Raw genomic sequence first — 20,083 nt, 5'->3', positions numbered from 1 at the left:
GGCCGGGGTCGATCGGTTAACCTGCCGAATGGCCTCGATACAGCTGTCGATGAGCATCCCGTCGTATTCGGCCGACCCGAGGACCGACTGGGGTACCTCACCCAGTGGGCGCAGCTGCTGGAGCGCTGCGGAGTTCGACCGCCTGCTGGTCTCCGACCACGTCGCGTTCGGCATGAACATGGACGTATACGCCGACCCGCGCATCGGAGGCATCGCCGGCGGCCACCAGCCGACCGACCCGGACGGGCCCTGGCTGGAGCCACTCATGGTGCTGACCTACCTCGCGGCACGCACCGAACGCATCCTGCTTGCCACCAACATCTTGCTCGCGGCGTTACGCCCGGCCGCGGTTCTTGCGAAAACCATTGCCACACTCCGGCGGGCGGGTCGATCTCGGCGTGGGTGCGGGATGGCAGCGCGAAGAATACGACGCGACCGGAGTGGACTTCGACCGGCGCGGTGCCATTCTGGATCAGACGCTGCAGGTGTGCACCCGGCTGTGGCTCGAGAACGAGGTCAGCTACTCCTCGCCGTCGTTGACCTTGACGACTACGCCGTCTGCCGGACCACCGGCATGGACAACCTCATGTTCGCGTACGGGTCGCACCATCGACTGGTCAAACCCGGCCGGCTGGACGACCCGCAAGCGCGCCAACGGCGACACCGAATGGATCCCTCCGCCGCGCCGAGATCGAGGTCAACCGCGCATCAACACCTTTCATCACCCCGAGACTGTGCTCTGCGACGACGACCCTTGATCGGCTCCGTCGGCGACGGATAGCGTAATGCTGCCAATTACGAAGCCGTTGGTAGCGTAATCGGTGGTCACCCGTCGAAAGGATCGGCTCGATGCGCAGCCCTACTCCGGCCGTCCTTTCACCACGCCGACCCCGGAGATAGCCAAAGCGTTGGAGGACGTCAGCATCCCCACGCTGCTGCTGTCGCTCGTGCACATCACCGGCGACTCCCGCTTTATCCGCGAGTTCAAGCAGATGGGCATCTTCCTCAACGAGGTGCAGGGGTTCATGTCCGAAGAGGACAAAGCCCGCGCCGAGGCGCTGGCGGTGCTCACCGACTATCGGGACCGCGGCTGTCCGGAGCTGGCGCCGCTGAGCCCGGCGCTGGTCCGGGAGATGCTGGACTGGGTGGCCTGCGAACATGTTCCCGACGACTACCGGCGCTGGTCTCGGAGGAACTCGACCTGGACGGGGTCGATCCGCGCCGGCCGGCGGCGCTACCGGCCGAGCGGACGGCCGGACTGCCGGTGCTCGTCGTCGGATGCGGCGAATCCGGCCTGCTGGCCGGCATTCGGCTCAAACAGGCCAACATCCCGTTCATCATCGTCGAAAAGAACGCCGGCCCCGGCGGGACCTGGTGGGAGAACACATATCCCGGCGACCGCGTCGATGTGGCGAACCACTTCTATTGCTACAGCTTCGAACCCAACAACGACTGGACTCATATCTTCGCCGAGCAGGACGAACTGCAACACTACTTCACCGAGGTGATGAAAAAGCACGAGTTGGCCGACCACATCAAATGGAACACCGAGGTTTTGGCCGCCGTCTGGGACGACGACGGCACCTGGGCCGTGTCGCTGTGCGGCGCCGACGGAAAGACCAGCGAGCTGCGGGCTCGCACCGTGATCACCGCGGTCGGCTAGCTCAATCGACCGCAGATTCCCGAGTTCGACGGCGCCGCAAGCTTCGCGGGCCCGTCATTTCACTCGCGGCCTGGGATCATTCCGTCGACATCACCGGCAAAAGGGTGGCACTGATCGGTGCCGGCGCCAGCGGCTTTCAGATCGCGCCTGCGATCGCCGAGGACGTCGCGCATCTCACCGTGTTCCAGCGCACCGCACAGTGGATGTTCCCGAACGTGATGTACCACGATGAAGTCAGCGACGGTGTGCGCTGGGCCATGCGCCCGCCTGCGGCAAGCGGACCCTGCAGGACAACGGTAGCTGCTGCAAACACTGCAGCGTGACAACGTCGAACTCGTGCGCACACCCTACTTGGGCATCACGGTTCCGGACTTCCCGAATTTTTTTCATCATCTACGGACCCGGCACCCACCTCGCCCATGGCGACAGCTTGATCTTCCAGTCCGAGCTGCAGATGCACTGTGCCTTAAACGGCTTACCAAGCCCGACGTGCACTCGATGGAACCCACGGCCGAGGCGGCCATGGATTGGCATCGGCGCACCCAGCAGCAGATCAAGAAAATGGTGTGTCGCATCCCGCGGTCAAGCACTCCTACTTCAAGAACGCCGACGAGGGGATCCACACCGTCAGTCCGTGGCGCCTCAACCAGTACTGGGCCGCGGCCCGTGCGCCAGACTGGCCGCAATTCATTGTGCGACAACGCAGTTCGTAGCCCGACCAGAAAGTGAGCACCCCGCATGCGCACGGTAGTTATCGACGGTCCCCGCAACATTCGGGTTGAAACCCACCCCGATCCTGCCCTGCCCGGGCCCCGACGGCGCGATCGTCAAAGTCACCGCTGCCGGCATCTGCGGATCCGATCTGCACTTCTACGAATCCAACTTTCCGATGCCCGACCCGATCGCGTTGGGGCACGAAGCGATCGGCACGGTCGTAGAGGTCGGACCCGACGTGCGCACCGTCCAGGCCGGGGATCGAGTGATGGTGTCGTCGGGACCGGATGGGTTGCCTGATTCGCAGCATCACGCTGCGGCCGAACCGGTAGCGCAGCGCGGCGTCGAAGGCGCCGAGTACCTCCGCCGACCCTGCTTGCCTGCGCCTGATTCGCTCACCGAGGTGAACGGCCGCCGTGAACCCGTCGACCAATGTGCCGTCGAGGTCGAAGAACGCCGACGCGGGGCCCCGCCGAGCTGGCCACAATCTCGGGAATCTCCTCGGCGGGCGAGAGTCTCGTCATCGTGACCATGGCGGCCCCGCTACCGGATAGCCGTGATGTATTGGGAACGCATAAAGCTGTCGATCCTCACGTCGACCTCTGGAGGCGTCAGACCGTAGCCCCGCTGCAAATCCAGCGTGGTACGCACCGGATCGACATTCCAGCCATGTCCGGACAGCCATTCGGCGGGATCGCCCTTGGGTTCGAAGGTGAGGGTGGAGAAATCCACACCGCCGGACATGTTGACGCCGGGATGGTCGGTTTCCAGCGCTTCGAGCTGAACATGGTCGTCGCGATCCCAGTGCGCCGATGGCGATTCGGCTGCCGGGGGCGCTGAGCCCACTGATCCGGGTGAAAAGTGTGTTCTGAGCCGCGTCGTTTAGATATGGCACTATTCCCTCGACCGACCACGCGCTCGTTAGTTCGGTGTCAATACCGGCCGCCTACAACGGCCTGGACCAGTCGGTGCGCAGGTCGGTGGCGACCTCGACGCGGTTGGCCCGGGGCGCCGCGCCGTGTTCGCCCAATACCCGCGCCTTGAAGTCCAGGACTTTTGGCAGGTCGATCTCGAAGACGCTTGTTCGGGGCGGCCATTGGAGGCGATACGCTCGGGAGTCCAGGCCCGCCGCGACAATCACCGCCTGACGGATGCCGGCTGCGCCCGAGGACGCGAAGAAGTCGTCGAAGAATTTCGTCTGCACGCCGTACAACCGGGGAAAGCCGTCTTGTCGTCGGTGCTTCCCGGATTGGCAAGCGCATCCGATAAAAACGAATCTTGCGCGGCCGCGATGAAAACCTTTGCTTACTTAGTCTCGGACCAACTCCCGTGGACTCAAAGCGTGCACCGCGCGCCAATCGGCCACCAGCAGCGCGGTATATCCGACGCTGCTGACGATGTCCCATTGGTCGTCATCGGAACGGAGCGAGCCGAATTCGGGCCCGGTGCTCATGATCGCCCCTCCCTGTGCACGTCGACATCACCACGGTACCCGCGACCTCGTTCTCAGAGTTCCAAAAGCACGGTTACCGGTCCGTCGTTGACCAATTCGACCTGCATGTGCGCGCCGAACACGCCGGTTTCGGCCACCGCGCCCAACCCGCGCAACGCCTCGGCGAACGCCGCGACCAGCGGCTCGGCCACCACGCCGGGAGCTGCGGCATTCCAGGACGGCCTGCGGCCCTTCGCGGTATCGGCGTAAAGGGTGAATTGGCTCACCACCAAGATCGGTGCGCCGACATCCGCCGCGGACCGCTCGTCCGCGAGAATACGTAGCGTCCAGAGCTTTTCGGCAAGGCGTTGGGCCTTGGCCTGGTCATCGTCGTGAGCCACCCCGACGAACGCCAGCAACCCCTGGCCCTCGGGCCGCACGGCGCCGACCACCCGGCCGTCGACCGTCACCGCCGCCGACGACACCCGTTGCACCAGAACCCGCATGGGTCGATGCTGCCAGGCTGGGTGGGTAGGCTTGTCGGGTGTCTGTTTTAGTCGCGTTTTCTGTCACTCCGCTGGGCGTGAGCGACGGCGTCAGTGAGCTCGTTGCCGACGCGGTTCGCGTGGTGCGGGAGTCCGGTTTGCCCAACGAAACGAATTCGATGTTCACCGTCTTCGAAGGCGATACCTGGGACGAGGTCATGACCGTCGTCCAGCGCGCCGTCGACGTGGTGGCGGCCCGAGCGCCCCGGGTCAGCACTGTGATCAAGGTGGACTCGCGTGCCGGTGTAAAAGACGCGATGACACAGAAAGTGGCGACAGTCGAGTGCCACCTCGCGGAAGGTTAGCACCGCCCGCCCAGCGCGTCAGTAGGCTCATGCCGGTGAGCGCACGTGTAGGAAATCGTTGTCACCGGAACCGAAGTCCTCACCGGTCGAGTCCAGGACCGGAACGGACCGTGGATTGCCGATCAACTGCTGGAGCTGGGCGTGGAACTCGCCCACATCACGATCTGTGGTGACCGGCCCGCCGACATCGAGGCGCAGCTGCGCTTCCTGGCCGATCAGGGCGTCGACCTGATCGTAACCAGCGGCGGCCTGGGACCCACGGCCGACGACATGACCGTTGAGGTCGTGGCCCGCGGCTTCCCGGCAATCGCTCCGACATCCGGGAACGCTCGACCACGATCGCGATGCACATGCTGCGCCTGGCGCTCAGCTGCGAACCTACGGTGTGATTACCGCACTTCTGTTGGCAGGAAAACGGTTTCCTTGGTGCCGAACTGGATTCCGGTCGCGTGCTTGCCGATCAAGGGTCAGGAACGCCACCGCCAGGAATACCAGCACGATCGTGGCGGCCAACGCGAACGGATAGCCGTGCGACTCCGCCAAGCGTTCCTGGGTCGGAAGGTTGAACGCGGCCAGCAAGTTGCCGAGCTGGTAGGTCACGCCGGGATCGAGGCCGCGGAAGGCGTCCGGCGACATCTCGGTGAGGTGTGCGGGGAATTATGGTTCTGGGGACTCTGCGGAAGGCGACAAGCCACATGACTGACAAATGGTTCTCCGACATCAGCGCGCCGGGGCAATTGACCCTCGCGGACCTGCGCGATCAGATCGAGGAGAAAATCCACCTCATCGCGGACAATCAGAAGTCCCCGGCGCGGTTCGCCGACTGGCAATCGTGTGTGGCAGATCGGGACGCGACGATCGCCAAGTTAAGCGCTGCTGTGGTCAACCTTTGCCAGATGGTGAAGCACTTGGCGGCGGAGGAGCAGCGCGGCAACGCTTAGCTCCGAAGCAGATCACCGAGCACACCACGCACTGGGGATTGACCATCGACCACTTCTGGTGGACGGCCATCTGGGCCGCGATCCTGTTGTCGATCGTCAGCTGGTTGTTGTCGCTTCTGGCACACGACGTCAACCGCCGCACCCGCTGACCCTCACCGCGCCTGCCACCGCGGTGGTCGTTTCTCGGCGAAGGCACGCGGGCCTTCTTTCGCATACTCGGTCGCGAAAACCCGGTCGCTGTGCCGTGTTTCGTTCTCGTAGGCGGCGTCGAGGTTCAGCGCCAGGCCCTCGACGGCCGACTGTTTGGTCGCAAAGACCGCGAGCGGCGCGTTGGCCGCGATGCGCTCGGCGTAGTCATAAGCGATATCTATCAACCGCCGCGCCGGAACCACCTGGTTGAGCAACCCCATCGCGAGGGCGTAGGGAATCTGGCGCGGCAGCCGCACCGTACTTCCGTCGCCGGCGAACAGACCGCGCTTCGGCGAACCGCGCCTCGGGCACGGTGACGCGAATGTCCGTGCAACCCAACTGCTCAAAGCTACCCGCGGCGCAGGTTCCGTTCACCGCGGCGATGATCGGTTTGTATACCGGAAAACGGTGCAACACGGCGTGAATGGCGTCGAGTGCGCCCCACCCCTCGGACTTGGGTAGCTCGCCGGTGAGTTCCGGAATGAACTTCTTCAAATCGGCGCTGGTGCCGAAATCCCGCCCGACGCCGGTGACAACGGCAACCCAGGCGCCGTCGTCGTCGCAGAGCTCGGCCCACGCGTGCGCCAAATCGCGGAAATACTCCATATCCAGCGAGTTGCGGGTCTCGGGGCGGTTGATGGTAATGGTGGCGATGTGAGCGTTAAGCGCGTAATCGATGCTCACGGATGTTCCATCGTCTCGGTTTGTCGCTGCTACCGTTACTGAAATAAAAAGGGTTTCAGTCTCCTTCGGCGGTGGACTGGTTGCACGTAATTCATCGATTTGCGCAATTCATACCCCGGAACGCCAATTCCACATATGCTTAGCAGCGACGTGAAAGCCGACCGGGGGAAGGTTTGACGACAGCCCTGCTGGCCTTCACCCGGGAGACGGACGACGTCGCCCGAACAGCCTACGACGACGGGATGTCGCGAAGATGGATAACTCCGCGATCGGGATTCCGCCGCCTAACAACGGGCGTGCCTACGTCGGTAACGCGCCGAGTGGTCTGCGCGCCGCCACCGAACGGGCAGGTTCCTCTGTGGTCATCGCCGTCGGTGCCAGTAATGAGTGCACCTGGCAAGACCTGCTGAGCAGAAGCTCCGCCGAGGCTGTCGCACCCGGTCCGTTTGTCATCGACGTTCGCGAACTCGACTTCATGGGTTCGTGCGGCTACGCTGCGCTGGCGAACGAGGCCGTGCGGTGCCGCAGCCGCGGCGTCGCGCTGCGGCTGGTCACCCACCAGCCCGTGATGGCCCGCACCATCGCCGCCTGTGGGCTGCGCCGGTTGTTGCCGACGTACACGACCGTCGAGACCGCCCTCGCGACGGTCAACGACCAGAGCTGACCAGACGCACCACCTCGTGCGCACACCCCCAGGACAGGGTGACGCCGTTGCCACCATGGCCGTAGTTGTGGATGCAGCGCGCCGACCCGAGTGCCTCCACTTCCAGCCGCACGGTGGGGCGGCCCGGCCGTAGGCCGGTGATCGTCTCGATGACCTCGGCGTCGCGCAGCTTCGGTTGGATCCGGCGGCAGCGCTTGAGGATCCGATCGGTGATGTCGGGCTCGGGGGAGGTGTTACAGCGATCGGCGATGCTGATGCCGCCGCAGACCACCCGGTGTGGGTGCGGAAAGTAGCAGACCCACTCCGGCTCGCTGTTGTTCTCTAAAAACAGTTGCTGCAGACCAGGATTCGCGAGCACCACGTGCTGGCCGAATAGCGGCCGCACGGTGTCGTCGCCGACCAGTGTGCGCGCACCGAGCCCCGTGCAGTTGATCACGATCGGCGCCTCGTCGGCTGCTTCGGACAACGACCGCACGGGACGTTGCTCGATCTCGCAGCCGGCCGCGGCGAGACGGCGCATGAGGTACTCGAGATAGTGCGGCATATCGATCATCGGCACGGTGGCGCGAAAACCGACCTGGTAGCCGCCCGGCAGTTCGGTGGGCTCGGCGGGCCGCAGCTCGGGGACCAACCGTGCGGCCGACGACATCGCCTCGGTCGCGCTTAAGTCCCCCACGCTCAGCGCCGGGGTCAGGCGCACGCCCGTGTCGGGGTCGGTGGCGAGTTCGCGAAACACGCCGAGCGAGATCTCCGTCCAGCCCAGGGTTTCGACGGCGCGTTCGGCCGGCCTCGGCGGAAGCCATACCGCGCCCGCGACGACCGAGGTGGTCTGCACAGGCGGTACGGCAGCCCACACTCGAACCGGCCATCCCGCTTCGGCCAGGCACAGGGCCGACGTCAACCCACTGACCCCGGCCCCGACGACGATGATCTGCCCGGTGAGGCCGTCGGCCACGATCAGGTACCGGGTACGCGCTGTCCGTGCGGCGCGAGCAGCCCGTTGATATCCCCGATGATGCCCTGGACCTGCGCACCGGCGACCGGACCGGAGACGTCCGGGGGCGGTGTCGCGTCCGGGGTAAGTTGCCAGGGCTGGCAACCGTCGGTCTTGAACGCCTTGTCAGTCGGGTCGATCCGGACGACCTGCGGCTTCTTGGTCAGCGAGTTGTCGATGAGGGCGCCGTCGGGGTTGGCGGTCCGCTTCCAGTAGCAGGTGCCGTCGTCGACGGGACCGGCGCTGCTGTAAATGCCCGGCTCGATGTCGGTCCCGACGGCGTACAAACCGTCCTTGTCCATCACCGTCTTGGCCGGCGCGGGGGCGGGTGAGGGCGACGCGGACGGTGCGGCGGGTGCCGGTGATGCCGCGGGCGATAGTGACGGCGCCGGGACCGGTGCCGGTCCACGGGTCTCATCCGGGTCGGCACTGGCGACGACCGCGGAAGCGGCCCACCCCGCGACCATCAGACCCGCAACCGTCCAGCGTGCCACATTAGGTATCGCACCCATAGAAATTGAGGGTACCGGGGCCGGGGACCTAATTCATAGCGTTGTGAAATCAGCCCATCAGAGGCCGCCCTCGTTGCCCTCGTTTAGGATTTCCATGCTGCCGGTCGGCCAGGTGAGCACCCGTTGGCCGCGGGGCGTTCGGTGGCACCGGCGGGTGCAGCACCCTCCACACTTTGCGCGGGCGGCGCGTCGATGTGGAATCGCACGGTGTAGGACTGCATCAGCGTTCTCCAACAGGCTGTTTCCAGGCATCCCAGTACGTGATGGTCTCCGCGGGTGGCCGCTTGGTCGGCGGAAGTCGGTGCCGATCGTGTGGGAGACCGGGAACAGCGCCGCCTGTGTGACGGTCTCCGGAATGCCGAGCAGCTCGGCGACCTTCCCGCTCCTTGAACAGATACATCGTCGTCCACACCGACCCCAGCCCCCGCGAGCGCAGCGCCAGTAGGAAGCTTCAGCCCACCGGGATGATCGAGGCCCACGCGGCGGCGGCGATGCCCGGCTCGGCCGTGTCGATGCGTTGGTTGAGACACGGGATGACGTGCACCGGAACCTTGGGCCAGGGTGTCGGTCAGGGTCATCGCGCTGTGATACACCCGCCGCGTTTGCGGGTCCGTCGCCGTCTTGGCCGCGTATTCCAGGTACTTGGGCGCCGATGCCACAGTAGATCTCGCGGGGATCGCGGCGCGCTTGTTTGGATCGGTGATCACCAAGTAGTCGATCGCCCGGTCCACGCCGAACTCGACGAGCCTGGCATGTTTGGCCGGCGACGCGGTGCCGTGCACCTCGGCCCTGGCGGCCTTCGCGAACTGGATGGCCGCGATACCGACCCCGCCGGCGGCGTGAATCAGGACCCGTTCACCGCGGCGCAACGAGCCATAGCCGTGCAGCGCGGCCCACGCGGTCGCGTAGTTGACAGGCACCGCGGCACCCTGCTCAAAGCTCAGTGCGGTGGGTAACACGACCGATCGCTGACGGCGACGTTGACGATTTCGGCGTAGCCGCCGAATCGTGTTCCAGCCAAGACATTCACCCCACCCGGCTGGGATCGACGCCGTCGCCGACGACAGCGACGGTCCGGCGACTTCGTAGCCCACCACCGCCGGTAGTTTCGCGCATCGGAATACATCCCGATACCCGGGCGAGGTGATCGGTGAAGTTGACCCCGGCCGCGCGGACCGCGATCTGTAGCTGGCTCGCCCCGGGCGGGGGCGGATCGGGCCGGTGCTGTACCTGCAGGACCGACGGCCCCCCGTGCTTGGTGATGACGACTGCGCGCACCGTGTTCCCCTTCGAAGTCGGCTTCCACCCTTTATCGGGAATTCTCGACAGTCAACCCACTCCCGGGTACCCGCGGGGAAGCTACCGTCCTGTTATGTGATTCGCTTGGGAGCCGCTCAGCACCGGCGTGCATCGCTGCCGGCTCGAGTTCTGCGACGTCACGGTTGGCCTGGTGTGGGGCCGCAGCGGCGCGTTGCTCGTCGACAGCGGTACGCTGGCTGAAGCGGCCGCGATCGAACAGCATGTCCGAGAGCTTGCGGGAGTCGCCGTCACCCATATTGTGTTGACGCACAAACATTTCGACCATGTGTTGGGCGCCGGACAGTTCGCCGGTGCCGAGATCTGTTGCACCCCGGAGGTTGTCGATTATTTGTCGTCGGGTCAGCGATAAGCTTCGCGCCTATGCGTTGAGTCATGGCGCCGACGCCGACGAGATCGATCGGGCGATCGCGGCCTTGCGGCCGCCGCGGCACGGGAACTACGATGCCGTCCTTGATCTGGGCGGCCGGCAGATAAGGGTCGGCCACCTCGGCTGTGGTCACACCGCGTCGGATTTGGTCGTCGGTGTGCCCCCAATGGGTGAGAACGGCGATCGGACCGTGATTTTCACCGGCGATCTCGTCGAGGAGTCCGCCGACCCGGCGATCGACGCCGACTCCGATGTGCGGGCCTGGCCGCACACCCCCGATCGGCTCGTGGCGATGCGCGGTCCGGCCACGATCTACGTTCCGGGCCACGGGAAGGTCCTCGACGCCGATTTCATCCGCCGTCAGCGGGATTGGTTGCGTCGGCGCGCGGACTAACGAGCAGTGCGCGCCCGGCGAGAGGCGTACCGATTGTTTGCTAGCGGTGGCAGTTCATGGTGTTCTTACCGCAGATAACAATTTGCTGCGCGCGCTGGTGCGGCGGGCCGACACTGTGAAAATCACCGAAAATCATTGTAAAACAACGGTTTTACTGCGCGCAATCAACAGTGATTCGGGTATTCGGGCCGTCGAGAACCGACTTGGATTGGCCGAATTTCCATGATTGAAAGACCGGGTCCGGGGATAGACTCACGTTCAGCGGATTTCTCTAGGAAAGAGGAGCGTAAGGCCATGGCCATCATCGACGCGGACACCGAAGTCCCCGCACCCTTCGAGCAAGAGACCGCAGCCACCCAGCGATATTTCGATGATCCACGCTTTGCTGGGATCATTCGTCTCTACACGGCCCGCCAGGTCGTCGAGCAACGCGGCACCATCCCCACCGACTACACCGTGGCGCGGGAGGCGGCGACGGCGTTCTACCCCCGACTGCGCGAGCTCTTCGAGGCCAAAAAGTGCATCACCACCTTCGGGCCGTACTCGTCGGGGCAGGCGGTGAGCATGAAGCGGATGGGCATAGAGGGCATCTACCTTGGCGGTTGGGCAACCTCCGCGAAGGGGTCGACCACCGAAGACCCGGGCCCTGACCTCGCCTCCTACCCGCTCAGCCAGGTCCCCGACGATGCCGCGGTTCTGGTGCGCGCCCTGCTGACCGCCGACCGCAATCAGTACTTCCAGCGCCTGCACATGAGCGAGCAGCAGCGCGCCACCACCAAGGAGTACGACTTCCGACCGTTCATCATCGCCGATGCCGACACTGGTCACGGCGGTGACCCGCACGTGCGCAACCTGATTCGGCGCTTCGTCGAGGTCGGCGTGCCCGGCTACCACATCGAGGACCAGCGCCCGGGTACCAAGAAATGCGGGCACCAGGGCGGCAAGGTGCTGGTGCCGTCCGACGAGCAGATCAAGCGTCTCAATGCGGCTCGGTTCCAGCTCGATGTGATGCGCGTGCCGGGCATTATTGTGGCCCGCACCGACGCCGAGGCGGCCAACCTGATCGACAGTCGCGCCGACGAGCGCGACCAACCGTTCCTGCTCGGGGCGACCAACCTCAACATTCCGTCGTACAAGGCCTGCTTCCTGGCCATGGTGCGCCGCTTCTACGAACTGGGCGTCAAGGAACTCAACGGCCATCTCCTCTACGCCCTCGCCGAGGGTGAGTACGCGAGCGCCAACGCGTGGCTGGAGCGGCAGGGGATTCTGTCGCTGATCTCCGAGGCGGCCACGCAATGGCGACAGAACGGCCAGCACCCCATCGACGACCTGTTCGACCAAGTTGAGTCGCGGTTCGTCCCCGCCTGGGAGGACGACGCCGGCCTGATGACCTACGGCGAGGCCATTGCCGAGGTGCTCGAGTTCAGCGAGAAGGACGACGAGCCACCGAGCATGAGCTCCGCGGAATGGCGCCAATTCGCCTCGCGCGCATCGCTGTACGCCGCGCGGGAGAAGGCCCGGGAATTGGGTGTCGATTCACCGTGGGACTGCGAGCTGGCCAAGACCCCGGAAGGTTACTACCAGATCCGCGGCGGCATCCCGTATGCCATCGTCAAGTCGCTGGCCGTGGCGCCGTTCGCCGACATCCTCTGGATGGAGACGAAGACGGCGGACCTCGCCGACGCCAAGCAGTTCGCCGATGCGATTCACGCCGAGTTCCCAGACCAGATGCTGGCGTACAACCTCTCGCCGTCGTTCAACTGGGACACCACCGGAATGAGCGACAAGGAGATGAAGCGATTCCCCGAGGAGCTCGGCAAAATGGGCTTCGTCTTCAACTTCATCACCTACGGCGGACACCAGATCGACGGTGTGGCCGCCGAGGAGTTCGCCACCAACCTGCGCCAGGACGGCATGCTGGCGCTGGCCCGCCTGCAGCGCAAGATGCGCCTTGTCGAGTCGCCCTACAGGACGCCGCAAACCCTCGTCGGCGGCCCCCGCAGTGACGCCGCGCTGGCCGCGTCCTCGGGCCGTACCGCCACGACGAAGGCGATGGGCAAGGGGTCGACCCAGCACCAGCACCTAGCGCAGACCGAGGTGCCCAAGAAACTGCTCGAGGAATGGCTGGCGTTGTGGAGCGAGCATTACCGGCTGGGCGAGAAGCTGCGCGTGACGCTGCGGCCCCGTCGCGCTGGCTCCGACGTGCTCGAACTGGGTATCTACGGCGATAGCTCCGACGGCGACGAGCAGTTGGCCAACGTCGTGGTCGACCCGATCAAGGACCGGCACGGCCGTAGCATCCTGCAGGTGCGCGACCAGAACACCTTCGCCGAGAAGCTGCGCAAGAAGCGCCTGATGACGGTGATTCACCTGTGGCTGGTGCACCGCTTCAAGGCGGACGCGGTCTACTACGTGACACCCACCGAGGACAACCTGTACCAGACCGAGAAGATGAAGTCCCACGGCATCTTCAGCGAGGTCTACCAGGAGGTCGGCGAAATCATCGTCGCCGAGGTGAACAAGCCGCGCATCGCCGAGTTGCTGGCACCCGACCGGGTGGAGCTGCGGAAACTGATCACCAAGCAGAAGTAGCGGACCTCGGTCGGTCCGCTGGAGACCAGCCCTTTATCCCTTTGCTGCCCGAGGTGCGGACATGGTAGAAGGCGCGACAAACGCCGTCTCAACTGACAATGAATGTTTTACATACCCGCGATTGCCACTGCCCAGCGCGCAACTAACAACGGGCACGACCCTCGGGTACGATCGCAGCACTCTCAGATCGGCGCTTTATCGTCGCCGCGGCCCTGGGCCTCGTTGCGCTGCTAGGGCTGCATCTCGGCGGCCAGCAGCATCCGTGCCACATCCAGCACGCGTACGAGGTCGGCCGGACAATGCCTCCGCCGGAGTTCTCGCCAGCCGCAACATGGCAACGGGCCGGGTCGGATCGAACGACGGCAGCGGCACCACCGTCACCCCGGGAGCGGTGGCGGTGACGATTGTGCAGGGCAACGGTGCCGTCGACGATGGCCGGGACGACGAACAGGTCGGCGACTCTGTCATTCAAGACGGGGTGCATTCGCCGGTGAGCGTGGTCCGGCCGTCGCGCCGCTGTCTCCGTACCGTCGCCGCGCCGGCATCGGCCACCTCGTAGCCGGTGATCGCGAACGCGGCGATCCGTTCGCCGGACAACAGGCCGGGCAACAGATTCTTGCGCTGCTCGTCGTCGCCGAGCCGCAGAATCGCTTCGATCGCAAACGTGGTGGCCGCGAAAGGGACGGGGGCCAGCGCCCGGCCCAGCGCGCCGAACGCGATCGCGCTCTCCACCAGGGTGGCGCCGACGCCGCCGTACTCCGCCGGGGTGTGCAGGGCGGGGAGCTCGAGGTCGGTGCACAGCCACCGGACCGGCGCTTCGCGCCTTCTCGCGGCGAAGGGTTACGAGCACACTGTGGCGCGTGGTTCGCGGAGAAAGCCGCGCAGCGAGGCGCGGAATCGTCTTGTTCGGTTCTCCGCGCTTCTTCGCGAGCCGTCAGAGGCGTCAATATCCCTTGTTGTAGCGGGCAAGGAAGCCGATCGAGGCCACTGCGGCGGGCCGTGCCGATCACACCCCACAGCACAAGCTGGAACGCCATCGCGCCGAAATACCAGCCGAATGTCATTACGATGTTTAGAGTATCCAGATCAGCCGGGAGAAGCTCCAGATCGCGAACAGGACGGTGCTGATCCCGATGTATAGGCTGCGCTGGCGATCGCCCCGGTCGATCTGCTGTTGGAGCTGCTCGGCAAGATGTTTATTTGTGGTCTTCCTTTCCTGGGGCGCCACCTTTTGGCGGCGTCGTTGCGATCTAGTACAGACGCGCGGGCCGGCTACCGATCCCAACAACGTCCGCGCTCCAGGGGTGCGCCGGTCAGCTCGCGCTGTCGCCGACCGGTTGATTCATCTCGGCCTGAAAAATGAGATACCGGTCAGTGTGGCTGGGACGGCTACGCACCACCAGCCAGCCGATCGCGAGCACCACGAACCACACCGGGAACCATGCCAACGCCGTCGCCGTGTCCGGCTCGGTGCAAAGGGTCCAGAGCACGAACGCGAAGAACGCAAGAACGGTCCAGCACATCACCACGCCGCCGGGCATTTTGAACGTTGAGTCCGCGTGGCGCGCCGCGTGGCGGCGCCGGTAGACCAGGTAGCTGAGCAGGATCATCGTCCAGACGAACATAAACAGCAGCGACGCGACGGTCGTCACGAGTGTGAAAGCACCCATGACCGAGCCGCCGACGTGCAACAGCGGGATGACGATCAAAAAGAGTGCGGCGGTCACGAACAGCGCGGGCGCCGGCACGCCGCCGCCGTTGAGCCGGCGGAACAACGTCGGCGCGCTGCCCTCATCGGCCAGGCCGTAGAGCATGCGGCCCGTGGAGTACATGCCGGAATTGGCCGACGACGCGGCGGCGGTGGTCACGACAAAGTTCACGATCGACGCGGCGCCGGCGATGCCGGCCAGGGAGAACATCATCACGAACGGGGACTCGTCGCCGGCGAACCTTCGCCAGGGCACGACCATCAGGATCATCAGCAGCGCGCCGATGTAGAAGATCACGACCCGCAGCGGCACGGCATTGATCGCGCGCGGCAGGGTGCGGCGCGGGTGTGCCGTCTCGGCCGCGGCGGCGCCGACGAGTTCCACCCCGACGAAGGCGAAGAACGCGATTTGGAATCCGCTGACCATGCCCATGAACCCGGTGGCGAAGAAGCCGCCGTCCTGCCACAGATTCCCGAGCGCCGCGCGATCTCCTTGCGGCGAAACAAAATTCGTCGCCACCAGAAACGCGCCGTCGGCGATCAGGCAGACGATCGCGATCACCTTGATCAAAGCGAACCAGAATTCGATCTCCCCGAAGTTGCGCACGCTGAACAAGTTGAACAGCAGGATCACGGAGCAGGCGGCCAGCGCCGGGATCCAGGCCGGCACGTCGGGCCACCAGAACCGCACGTAGCCCGAGATCGCCACCAGCTCGGCGATGCCGGTGGCGATCCAGGCGAACCAGTACGACCAGCCGACGAAAAAGCCGGCGGCGGGCCCCAAGAGGTCGGCCGCGAAGTCGACGAATGACTTGTAGTTGAGGTTCGACAGCAGCAGTTCGCCCATCGCGCGGAGCACGAAGAACAAGAAGAACCCGACGATGCCGTAGACCAGCACCACCGACGGGCCGGCGCGGGCGATGGTTCGCCCCGCACCCATGAACAGGCCGGTCCCGATCGTGCCGCCGATCGCAATCAGCTGGATGTGACGGTTGGCCAGACCTCGGTGCAGCTGCGGGGCAGCCGAACGGATATCGGCGTCAACCTGGCTCATGCGTCACGTCCTCGCGGGTTTCGAATCGCTGGCAATCCAGCTAACTATGGCCAAAGTCCAACACGATGATCCTCATCCTTGCACAGCGGCAGTGACCATCGCGATTGTAAAACGACGTTACGTCAGCCGTGGCGCCTCGCGGTGGGCGAGCAAAGCAGGGTAGGCAAACGGCGCGGCGGCCCGACCGGCCGCCGCTGTCGCGGAACGGGTGCTTAGCCGGACGTCTTTACGACGAGCTTGTCGACGTTCTTGCCGTCGAACAGCATGTTGATCGCGGTGGGCAGTTGTTGTTCGAAGCCCTCGACGACGGTTTCCAGCGGCGTGAGCTTGCCGGCGGTGATCAGGCCGGCAAGCTCGGCGGCGCGGCTGAAATGATCCAGCACGATGAAGCCCTGCACCGTGGCCCGCTGGATCAGCAGATTCTCCGAAGGCGCGCGTGCCGGGCGGCGGGTCGGCCTCGTTGTAGCCGGAAATCAGGCCGCACAGCGCGATGCGGGCCCGGATGTTCAGCCGCGCGAAGACCGCGTCCATGATGGCGCTGCCGACGTTCTCGAAGTCGACGTCGATGCCGTCGGATGTGGCCGCCCTGAGTTGCTCTTGGCCCAGTCGTCGGCCCGGTAGTCGACCGCGGCGTCGAAGCCGAGTTCCTCGGTCAGTAACCGGCACTTCTCGGCGCCGCCAGCGATGCCGACGACACGGGCGCCGTCGGCCTTGGCGAGCTGTCCTGCGACCAAACCGACCGCGCTCGGCGGGGCCGAGACGACCACGGTCTCGGCCGGCTGCGGCTTGCCGATGTCACGGATTCCGATCCAGGAGGTCAGACCGGTCATCCCGAGCGCGCCGAGATACGCGCTGGGGGAGGCAACCTCACCGACGTTGACGGCAAACAACGGCGCCACGTCCGACACGACCATATAGTTTTACCAGCCCACCAGGCCGCTCACGGTCTGACCGACCGGGTAACTTGGGGTTCTTCGAGGCGACGACTTCACCGAGTCCGACGGCGCGCATGACCTCGCCGATCCCGACCGGCGGCAGGTAGGTCGGGGTGTCGTTGATCTGGCGACGGCGATCAAACGTCCCGAAGTCGCTTGGTGGATGCTCGATTTCGCGTTTCCCGGGCTGCGGGAGCGGATCAACAAAACCACGGCCGGGATCGCCGAGAGCCCGCCGTTCAAGTTCGCACCCGAGAACGGGCTGGCCTCCTTCGACAGATCACGACGATCGCCGTCGGCTAGCAGGGGCAAGCTACGGCTATCACGAAACACCCGCCGATGGGGAACATTCCCGTTGTCGACGACTGCAGCGCACCATCGCCCTCGGCGGTGGCGGCCGACGTCTACGCGTGCTCGCCCAGCGCGGCCGGCGCCGCCGGTGTGGACGGTCAAGGTGGGGCCACTGGGTGCGCCCGGCCTACTTCCCACCGCCCCAGGTGCACGCCGTCGCGAGCGCCTGGTTCGCCGGCGACCGGAATCCCGGGCTTACCGACTACCAGACCCGGATCCAGTCGACCAGCATGTCCGCGGGATAGCTACCCGGTCCGGGATCGCCCCCGCCCGAGCCGGCGACCGCGAGGTTGAACACCGGATAGACCGTGTAGCCCGGGCCGTTGAACGGCCAATCCGGCAGTGAACTGGCCGGCACGTCGAAATAGGGCTGGGCGCCCTCGGAGTAGTCCTTCCAGAACCGGATGCCAGCCTGGTCCCACTGGGTGCGCCAGGTGTGCCAGCCGCTGTCGACCGCGATGTTGTGGGTCTTCCACTCGCCGCCGTTGGCCTTGGCGTGCACGGTGGTCGCAGACGGCCAGTTGCCGTTGCCGTACCACTCCATGACGTCGATTTCACCCTGGTCGTCGTTGCCGAGCCAATAGGCGGGCCAGGCGCCGGCGGTTAGGCAGTTCAGCTTGATCCGCGCCTCCCAGGTGTGGCCGACGCCGCCCCGCCACAGGCTTTGGACCTTGCCGCTGAAGTAGGTCGGGCCATCCTTGGCGGCCCGCAGCACCAGGTTGGAGTTACCGTCGACGAACACGTTGCGGCGGTCGTCACGGTACTGCCCGATGCGCTCGGGCAGCTCCCAATACGTCGGGTCCTTGATCGTTTCGCGTGCCTTGGCCACCGCCCACTTCGACGGGTCGGGCGCCGAACCGGCCGGGCCGTCGAACTCGTCGACGAAGATGTAGCTTCCGGCCTGCCCGCTGGGTGCGTTCGGGGGCGTCACCCTCCCTGGATACGCCCGGGCCTCAGGGATGGGCAGCGCGGTCGCCAGCACGCCGATCCCTGTCGTAAGCAGCATGCGGCGACGGTCCATGTTTGGCATAAGCAAGCGACGATAGCAGCCCCGGTCGTACCGGGTCGAAACGAAATTCTGTCGGTGGTCGTGGTTAGCATTTGATCCGCAGCACACCGAAACACCAGGCGGCACAGCCCAAGCGCAAGAATCGGTATAAAATTCACGGCCAATTTTCATGTTGACGCTTGGTTTCGTCTCAGGATTGGCTGGGCATCCTGGACACGAACAGATAACGCGCTTGTAGCTTTGCGGCTGAGTTGGGCTCTGAGAGGAGTTAACAGTCATGGCGAACACGTCAGGGGCGACGGTGATTTTCCTCCAATCCCATCCAGCGTGGATTGCCGCCCAACGCCGTGAACGCGAGCGCAATGAATCGATGCGCCGGCACCCGTCGTCCCGCACGAGCCGATCCGCCGTTATCACCGACCGCGCCATCGTCGCTGGCAGCCGCCATTTCAAAATCTATTCCTCCGGCGACACACCCGCCTAGCCTTCGACGCACGGCCATCAGCCCGGCCGCGCGGGCGCTTATCACCGGCGAATAACTGACGTTAAAGATGATTGTTTGGCCCTCGAAGCCGATGCCGGAAATTGGTGCGCCCGGTTACGCCCGCCCAACCGCCACCGACCGGGTTTGCTGTTGAGCGTTTACATTCCCCCGCGTGGTGATGGCGCACCAGGGCTTCACCTCGTTCAGATTTCCGATGAACAGCGCCGCGCGATGTCGCGATAGATCGGCGACTCGCGCAACGCGATGTCGGTGACCAGCATCGTCGAGGCGCGGCCCAGGCCGCCGAACGGATCACAGATGGTGCCCGCACCGGCGCCATCCTTGGCGAAGAACTGCCAGGCATCACCGGGGGCTCTTGGTCAGCTCCCACTCGTAGCCGTACAGCGTCTCCAGGAAGGTGTTGTCCCACTTGGTCGGCGTGGGCGGCGTCCAGAGCACCTCCAGACCGCTGGTGATGGCGTCCTTGCCAACGCCGGTGCCATACGAGCCCATGGTGGTCGCCCCGTAGGGTTGAGCGAGGTCACGGTTCCCAAGTAGCGCTTGTCGGTGCCCAGCCAGGTATCCTCTTCACCCCACAGGATCTCTTCGGGCGCCCAGACGTCTTCGCGGCCGAAGCCGAATGTCTTGAACCCCATGGACTCTAGGGCGCAGTTGTCGGCGAAGATCAGCAGGTCGGCCCAGTAAATCTTGTTGCCGTATCTCTTCTTGGTCGGCCACAGCAGCCGGCGGGCCTTGTCCAGGCTCGCGTCGTCCGGCCAGCTGTTGAGCGGAGCGAAGCCCTGCCCGCCGCCGCGGCCGTCGAAGATACGATAGTATCGGCGGCGTGCCAGCTCATCCGGATGAACAGGCCGCCGTAGTGGCCGTAGTCGGCCGACCACCAGTCCTGTGAGGTGGTCATCAACGAGATCAGGCCACTCTTGAGCGCCTCGACGTCAAGCTTGGCGAATTTCTAGGCGTAGTTGAAGTCCTCGCCATACGGGCTCGCCGCGGGGTGGTTCGGGTGCAATGTCGAGACGTCGATCTGCTCGGGCCACCAGTCCCGGTTGGTTAGCGGCGCATGCGATTTCGGCTTGGGTGAGGGGGTCGCCGGGTTTCGCTTTCGCTGGTGCTAGCCGTCTTGCCTTCGTGGGGCGGGCGGCTTTGGGAGATATCGGATGACACGGCATTCCTTTCCGATGGATGGGGTGGTTGGGCTGCGATTAAGG

15 protein-coding genes and 13 pseudogenes are annotated in these 20,083 nt (G+C 65.1%); 11 read left to right on the top strand and 17 right to left on the bottom strand.

All coding sequences use genetic code 11. The annotated features are described in order from the left end of the window. A partial coding sequence (locus FQ389_RS21995) for a hypothetical protein (RefSeq protein WP_407662742.1) occupies positions 1 to 267 on the bottom strand: 267 nt, incomplete at its 3' end. On the opposite strand from FQ389_RS21995, the pseudogene FQ389_RS18945 reads away from it, so the two are divergent. The 4 pseudogenes from FQ389_RS18945 to FQ389_RS03700 form a co-directional block, all read left to right on the top strand. After that, positions 173 to 548, top strand: a pseudogene (locus FQ389_RS18945) (LLM class flavin-dependent oxidoreductase); the annotation flags it as partial. The gene FQ389_RS21995 and the pseudogene FQ389_RS18945 overlap by 95 nt on opposite strands. 2 nt (positions 549 to 550) lie before the next feature. Continuing rightward, positions 551 to 758: pseudogene (locus tag FQ389_RS21990) on the top strand (HNH endonuclease signature motif containing protein); the annotation flags it as partial. A 63-nt stretch (positions 759 to 821) separates the two neighbouring features. Next, positions 822 to 2,376: pseudogene (locus FQ389_RS03705) on the top strand (flavin-containing monooxygenase). A gap of 25 nt (positions 2,377 to 2,401) precedes the next feature. Then, a pseudogene (locus tag FQ389_RS03700) lies at positions 2,402 to 2,657 on the top strand (alcohol dehydrogenase catalytic domain-containing protein); the annotation flags it as partial. Between the two features lie 263 nt (positions 2,658 to 2,920). Here FQ389_RS03700 and FQ389_RS03690 read toward each other — a convergent pair. Both FQ389_RS03690 and dtd read right to left on the bottom strand, forming a co-directional pair. After that, positions 2,921 to 3,830: pseudogene (locus tag FQ389_RS03690) on the bottom strand (SAM-dependent methyltransferase). 53 nt (positions 3,831 to 3,883) lie between these two features. Next, positions 3,884 to 4,315 (bottom strand): D-aminoacyl-tRNA deacylase, encoded by a 432-nt coding sequence (gene dtd, locus FQ389_RS03685; protein ID WP_144206087.1) that lies wholly within the window; start codon positions 4,313 to 4,315, stop codon positions 3,884 to 3,886. A gap of 38 nt (positions 4,316 to 4,353) precedes the next feature. On the opposite strand from dtd, the gene FQ389_RS03680 reads away from it, so the two are divergent. After that, positions 4,354 to 4,659 (top strand): MTH1187 family thiamine-binding protein, encoded by a 306-nt coding sequence (locus FQ389_RS03680; RefSeq protein ID WP_144206086.1) that lies wholly within the window; start codon positions 4,354 to 4,356, stop codon positions 4,657 to 4,659. A gap of 35 nt (positions 4,660 to 4,694) precedes the next feature. Next, positions 4,695 to 4,953: pseudogene (locus FQ389_RS03675) on the top strand (molybdopterin-binding protein); the annotation flags it as partial. A gap of 95 nt (positions 4,954 to 5,048) precedes the next feature. On the opposite strand, the pseudogene FQ389_RS03670 reads toward FQ389_RS03675, so the two are convergent. Next, positions 5,049 to 5,313: pseudogene (locus FQ389_RS03670) on the bottom strand (MFS transporter); the annotation flags it as partial. Positions 5,314 to 5,354: 41 nt separating this feature from the next. Here FQ389_RS03670 and FQ389_RS03665 point away from each other — a divergent pair. Next, positions 5,355 to 5,600 carry a hypothetical protein gene (locus FQ389_RS03665; RefSeq protein WP_144206085.1) on the top strand — a complete coding sequence of 82 codons (246 nt, stop codon included), beginning with the start codon at positions 5,355 to 5,357 and terminating at the stop codon, positions 5,598 to 5,600. An 11-nt stretch (positions 5,601 to 5,611) separates the two neighbouring features. Beyond that, positions 5,612 to 5,749: pseudogene (locus FQ389_RS03660) on the top strand (phage holin family protein); the annotation flags it as partial. 3 nt (positions 5,750 to 5,752) lie between these two features. Here the strand turns inward: FQ389_RS03660 and FQ389_RS18930 are convergent. Then, positions 5,753 to 5,974 (bottom strand): enoyl-CoA hydratase-related protein, encoded by a 222-nt coding sequence (locus FQ389_RS18930; protein WP_260860461.1) that lies wholly within the window; start codon positions 5,972 to 5,974, stop codon positions 5,753 to 5,755. After that, entirely contained in the window at positions 5,955 to 6,473 is a 519-nt protein-coding gene (locus FQ389_RS03655) for an enoyl-CoA hydratase/isomerase family protein (RefSeq protein WP_260860458.1), read from the bottom strand. The genes FQ389_RS18930 and FQ389_RS03655 overlap by 20 nt, the downstream gene beginning before the upstream one ends. 253 nt (positions 6,474 to 6,726) lie before the next feature. Here FQ389_RS03655 and FQ389_RS03650 point away from each other — a divergent pair, with 253 nt between their 5' ends. Continuing rightward, positions 6,727 to 7,137, top strand: coding sequence for an anti-sigma factor antagonist (locus FQ389_RS03650; RefSeq protein WP_144206084.1), 411 nt, complete (start codon positions 6,727 to 6,729; stop codon positions 7,135 to 7,137). Here FQ389_RS03650 and FQ389_RS03645 read toward each other — a convergent pair. The 4 genes and pseudogenes from FQ389_RS03645 to FQ389_RS03630 all read right to left on the bottom strand — a co-directional run. Continuing rightward, positions 7,121 to 8,092, bottom strand: a complete 972-nt coding sequence (locus tag FQ389_RS03645) for an FAD-dependent oxidoreductase (RefSeq protein ID WP_407662738.1) — start codon at positions 8,090 to 8,092, stop codon at positions 7,121 to 7,123. The genes FQ389_RS03650 and FQ389_RS03645 overlap by 17 nt on opposite strands. A 2-nt stretch (positions 8,093 to 8,094) precedes the next feature. Further along, the gene (locus tag FQ389_RS03640; RefSeq protein WP_144206083.1) at positions 8,095 to 8,643 is read right to left on the bottom strand and encodes a hypothetical protein; all 549 of its coding nucleotides are present in this window, start codon (positions 8,641 to 8,643) and stop codon (positions 8,095 to 8,097) included. A gap of 63 nt (positions 8,644 to 8,706) precedes the next feature. After that, positions 8,707 to 8,864: pseudogene (locus FQ389_RS21110) on the bottom strand (SRPBCC family protein); the annotation flags it as partial. Positions 8,865 to 9,353: 489 nt separating this feature from the next. Continuing rightward, positions 9,354 to 9,921: pseudogene (locus FQ389_RS03630) on the bottom strand (alcohol dehydrogenase catalytic domain-containing protein); the annotation flags it as partial. Between the two features lie 127 nt (positions 9,922 to 10,048). Between FQ389_RS03630 and FQ389_RS03625 the strand changes: the two are divergent. Both FQ389_RS03625 and aceA read left to right on the top strand, forming a co-directional pair. After that, positions 10,049 to 10,724: pseudogene (locus FQ389_RS03625) on the top strand (MBL fold metallo-hydrolase). A 294-nt stretch (positions 10,725 to 11,018) separates the two neighbouring features. Further along, a complete protein-coding gene (gene aceA / locus FQ389_RS03620) occupies positions 11,019 to 13,316 on the top strand; it encodes an isocitrate lyase ICL2 (protein ID WP_144206082.1) in 2,298 nt (765 codons plus the stop codon). 239 nt (positions 13,317 to 13,555) lie between these two features. Here aceA and FQ389_RS03615 read toward each other — a convergent pair. The 7 genes and pseudogenes from FQ389_RS03615 to FQ389_RS03575 form a co-directional block, all read right to left on the bottom strand. After that, a pseudogene (locus tag FQ389_RS03615) lies at positions 13,556 to 14,264 on the bottom strand (acyl-CoA dehydrogenase family protein); the annotation flags it as partial. Positions 14,265 to 14,629: 365 nt separating this feature from the next. Continuing rightward, positions 14,630 to 16,078, bottom strand: coding sequence for an amino acid permease (locus FQ389_RS03605; RefSeq protein ID WP_144206081.1), 1,449 nt, complete (start codon positions 16,076 to 16,078; stop codon positions 14,630 to 14,632). Positions 16,079 to 16,290: 212 nt separating this feature from the next. Further along, positions 16,291 to 16,476: a hypothetical protein gene (locus FQ389_RS18925; RefSeq protein WP_260860456.1), complete on the bottom strand. Its 186-nt coding sequence runs from the start codon at positions 16,474 to 16,476 to the stop codon at positions 16,291 to 16,293. 108 nt (positions 16,477 to 16,584) lie between these two features. Continuing rightward, on the bottom strand, positions 16,585 to 16,986 hold the full coding sequence (locus tag FQ389_RS18920; protein ID WP_260860454.1) for a zinc-binding dehydrogenase: 402 nt from the start codon (positions 16,984 to 16,986) through the stop codon (positions 16,585 to 16,587). Further along, complete coding sequence (locus FQ389_RS21545) at positions 16,946 to 17,101, bottom strand: hypothetical protein (protein WP_327021908.1); 156 nt, start codon at positions 17,099 to 17,101, stop codon at positions 16,946 to 16,948. Before FQ389_RS21545 ends, FQ389_RS18920 begins: the two co-directional genes overlap by 41 nt. Positions 17,102 to 17,566: 465 nt before the next feature. Further along, positions 17,567 to 18,394, bottom strand: coding sequence for a glycoside hydrolase family 16 protein (locus FQ389_RS03585; protein ID WP_144206079.1), 828 nt, complete (start codon positions 18,392 to 18,394; stop codon positions 17,567 to 17,569). A gap of 684 nt (positions 18,395 to 19,078) precedes the next feature. After that, a pseudogene (locus FQ389_RS03575) lies at positions 19,079 to 20,039 on the bottom strand (peroxidase family protein); the annotation flags it as partial. Positions 20,040 to 20,083 lie beyond the last annotated feature (44 nt).

The organism is Mycobacterium tilburgii, assembly GCF_902168065.1.
In the GTDB taxonomy this organism is placed as follows: domain Bacteria; phylum Actinomycetota; class Actinomycetes; order Mycobacteriales; family Mycobacteriaceae; genus Mycobacterium; species Mycobacterium tilburgii.
Note: the sequence above shows the minus strand (reverse complement) of the source record. Positions and strands in the feature narration are given on the sequence as shown.

Excerpts from the sequence above, each read along its gene's own strand:
- dtd (WP_144206087.1), bottom strand. The coding sequence starts at position 4,315 with ATGCGGGTTCTGGTGCAACGGGTGTCGTCGGCGGCGGTGACGGTCGAC.
- FQ389_RS03665 (WP_144206085.1), top strand. The coding sequence starts at position 5,355 with ATGACTGACAAATGGTTCTCCGACATCAGCGCGCCGGGGCAATTGACC.
- FQ389_RS03650 (WP_144206084.1), top strand. The coding sequence starts at position 6,727 with ATGGATAACTCCGCGATCGGGATTCCGCCGCCTAACAACGGGCGTGCC.
- FQ389_RS03640 (WP_144206083.1), bottom strand. The coding sequence starts at position 8,643 with ATGGGTGCGATACCTAATGTGGCACGCTGGACGGTTGCGGGTCTGATG.
- aceA (WP_144206082.1), top strand. The coding sequence starts at position 11,019 with ATGGCCATCATCGACGCGGACACCGAAGTCCCCGCACCCTTCGAGCAA.
- FQ389_RS03605 (WP_144206081.1), bottom strand. The coding sequence starts at position 16,078 with ATGAGCCAGGTTGACGCCGATATCCGTTCGGCTGCCCCGCAGCTGCAC.
- FQ389_RS03585 (WP_144206079.1), bottom strand. The coding sequence starts at position 18,394 with ATGCCAAACATGGACCGTCGCCGCATGCTGCTTACGACAGGGATCGGC.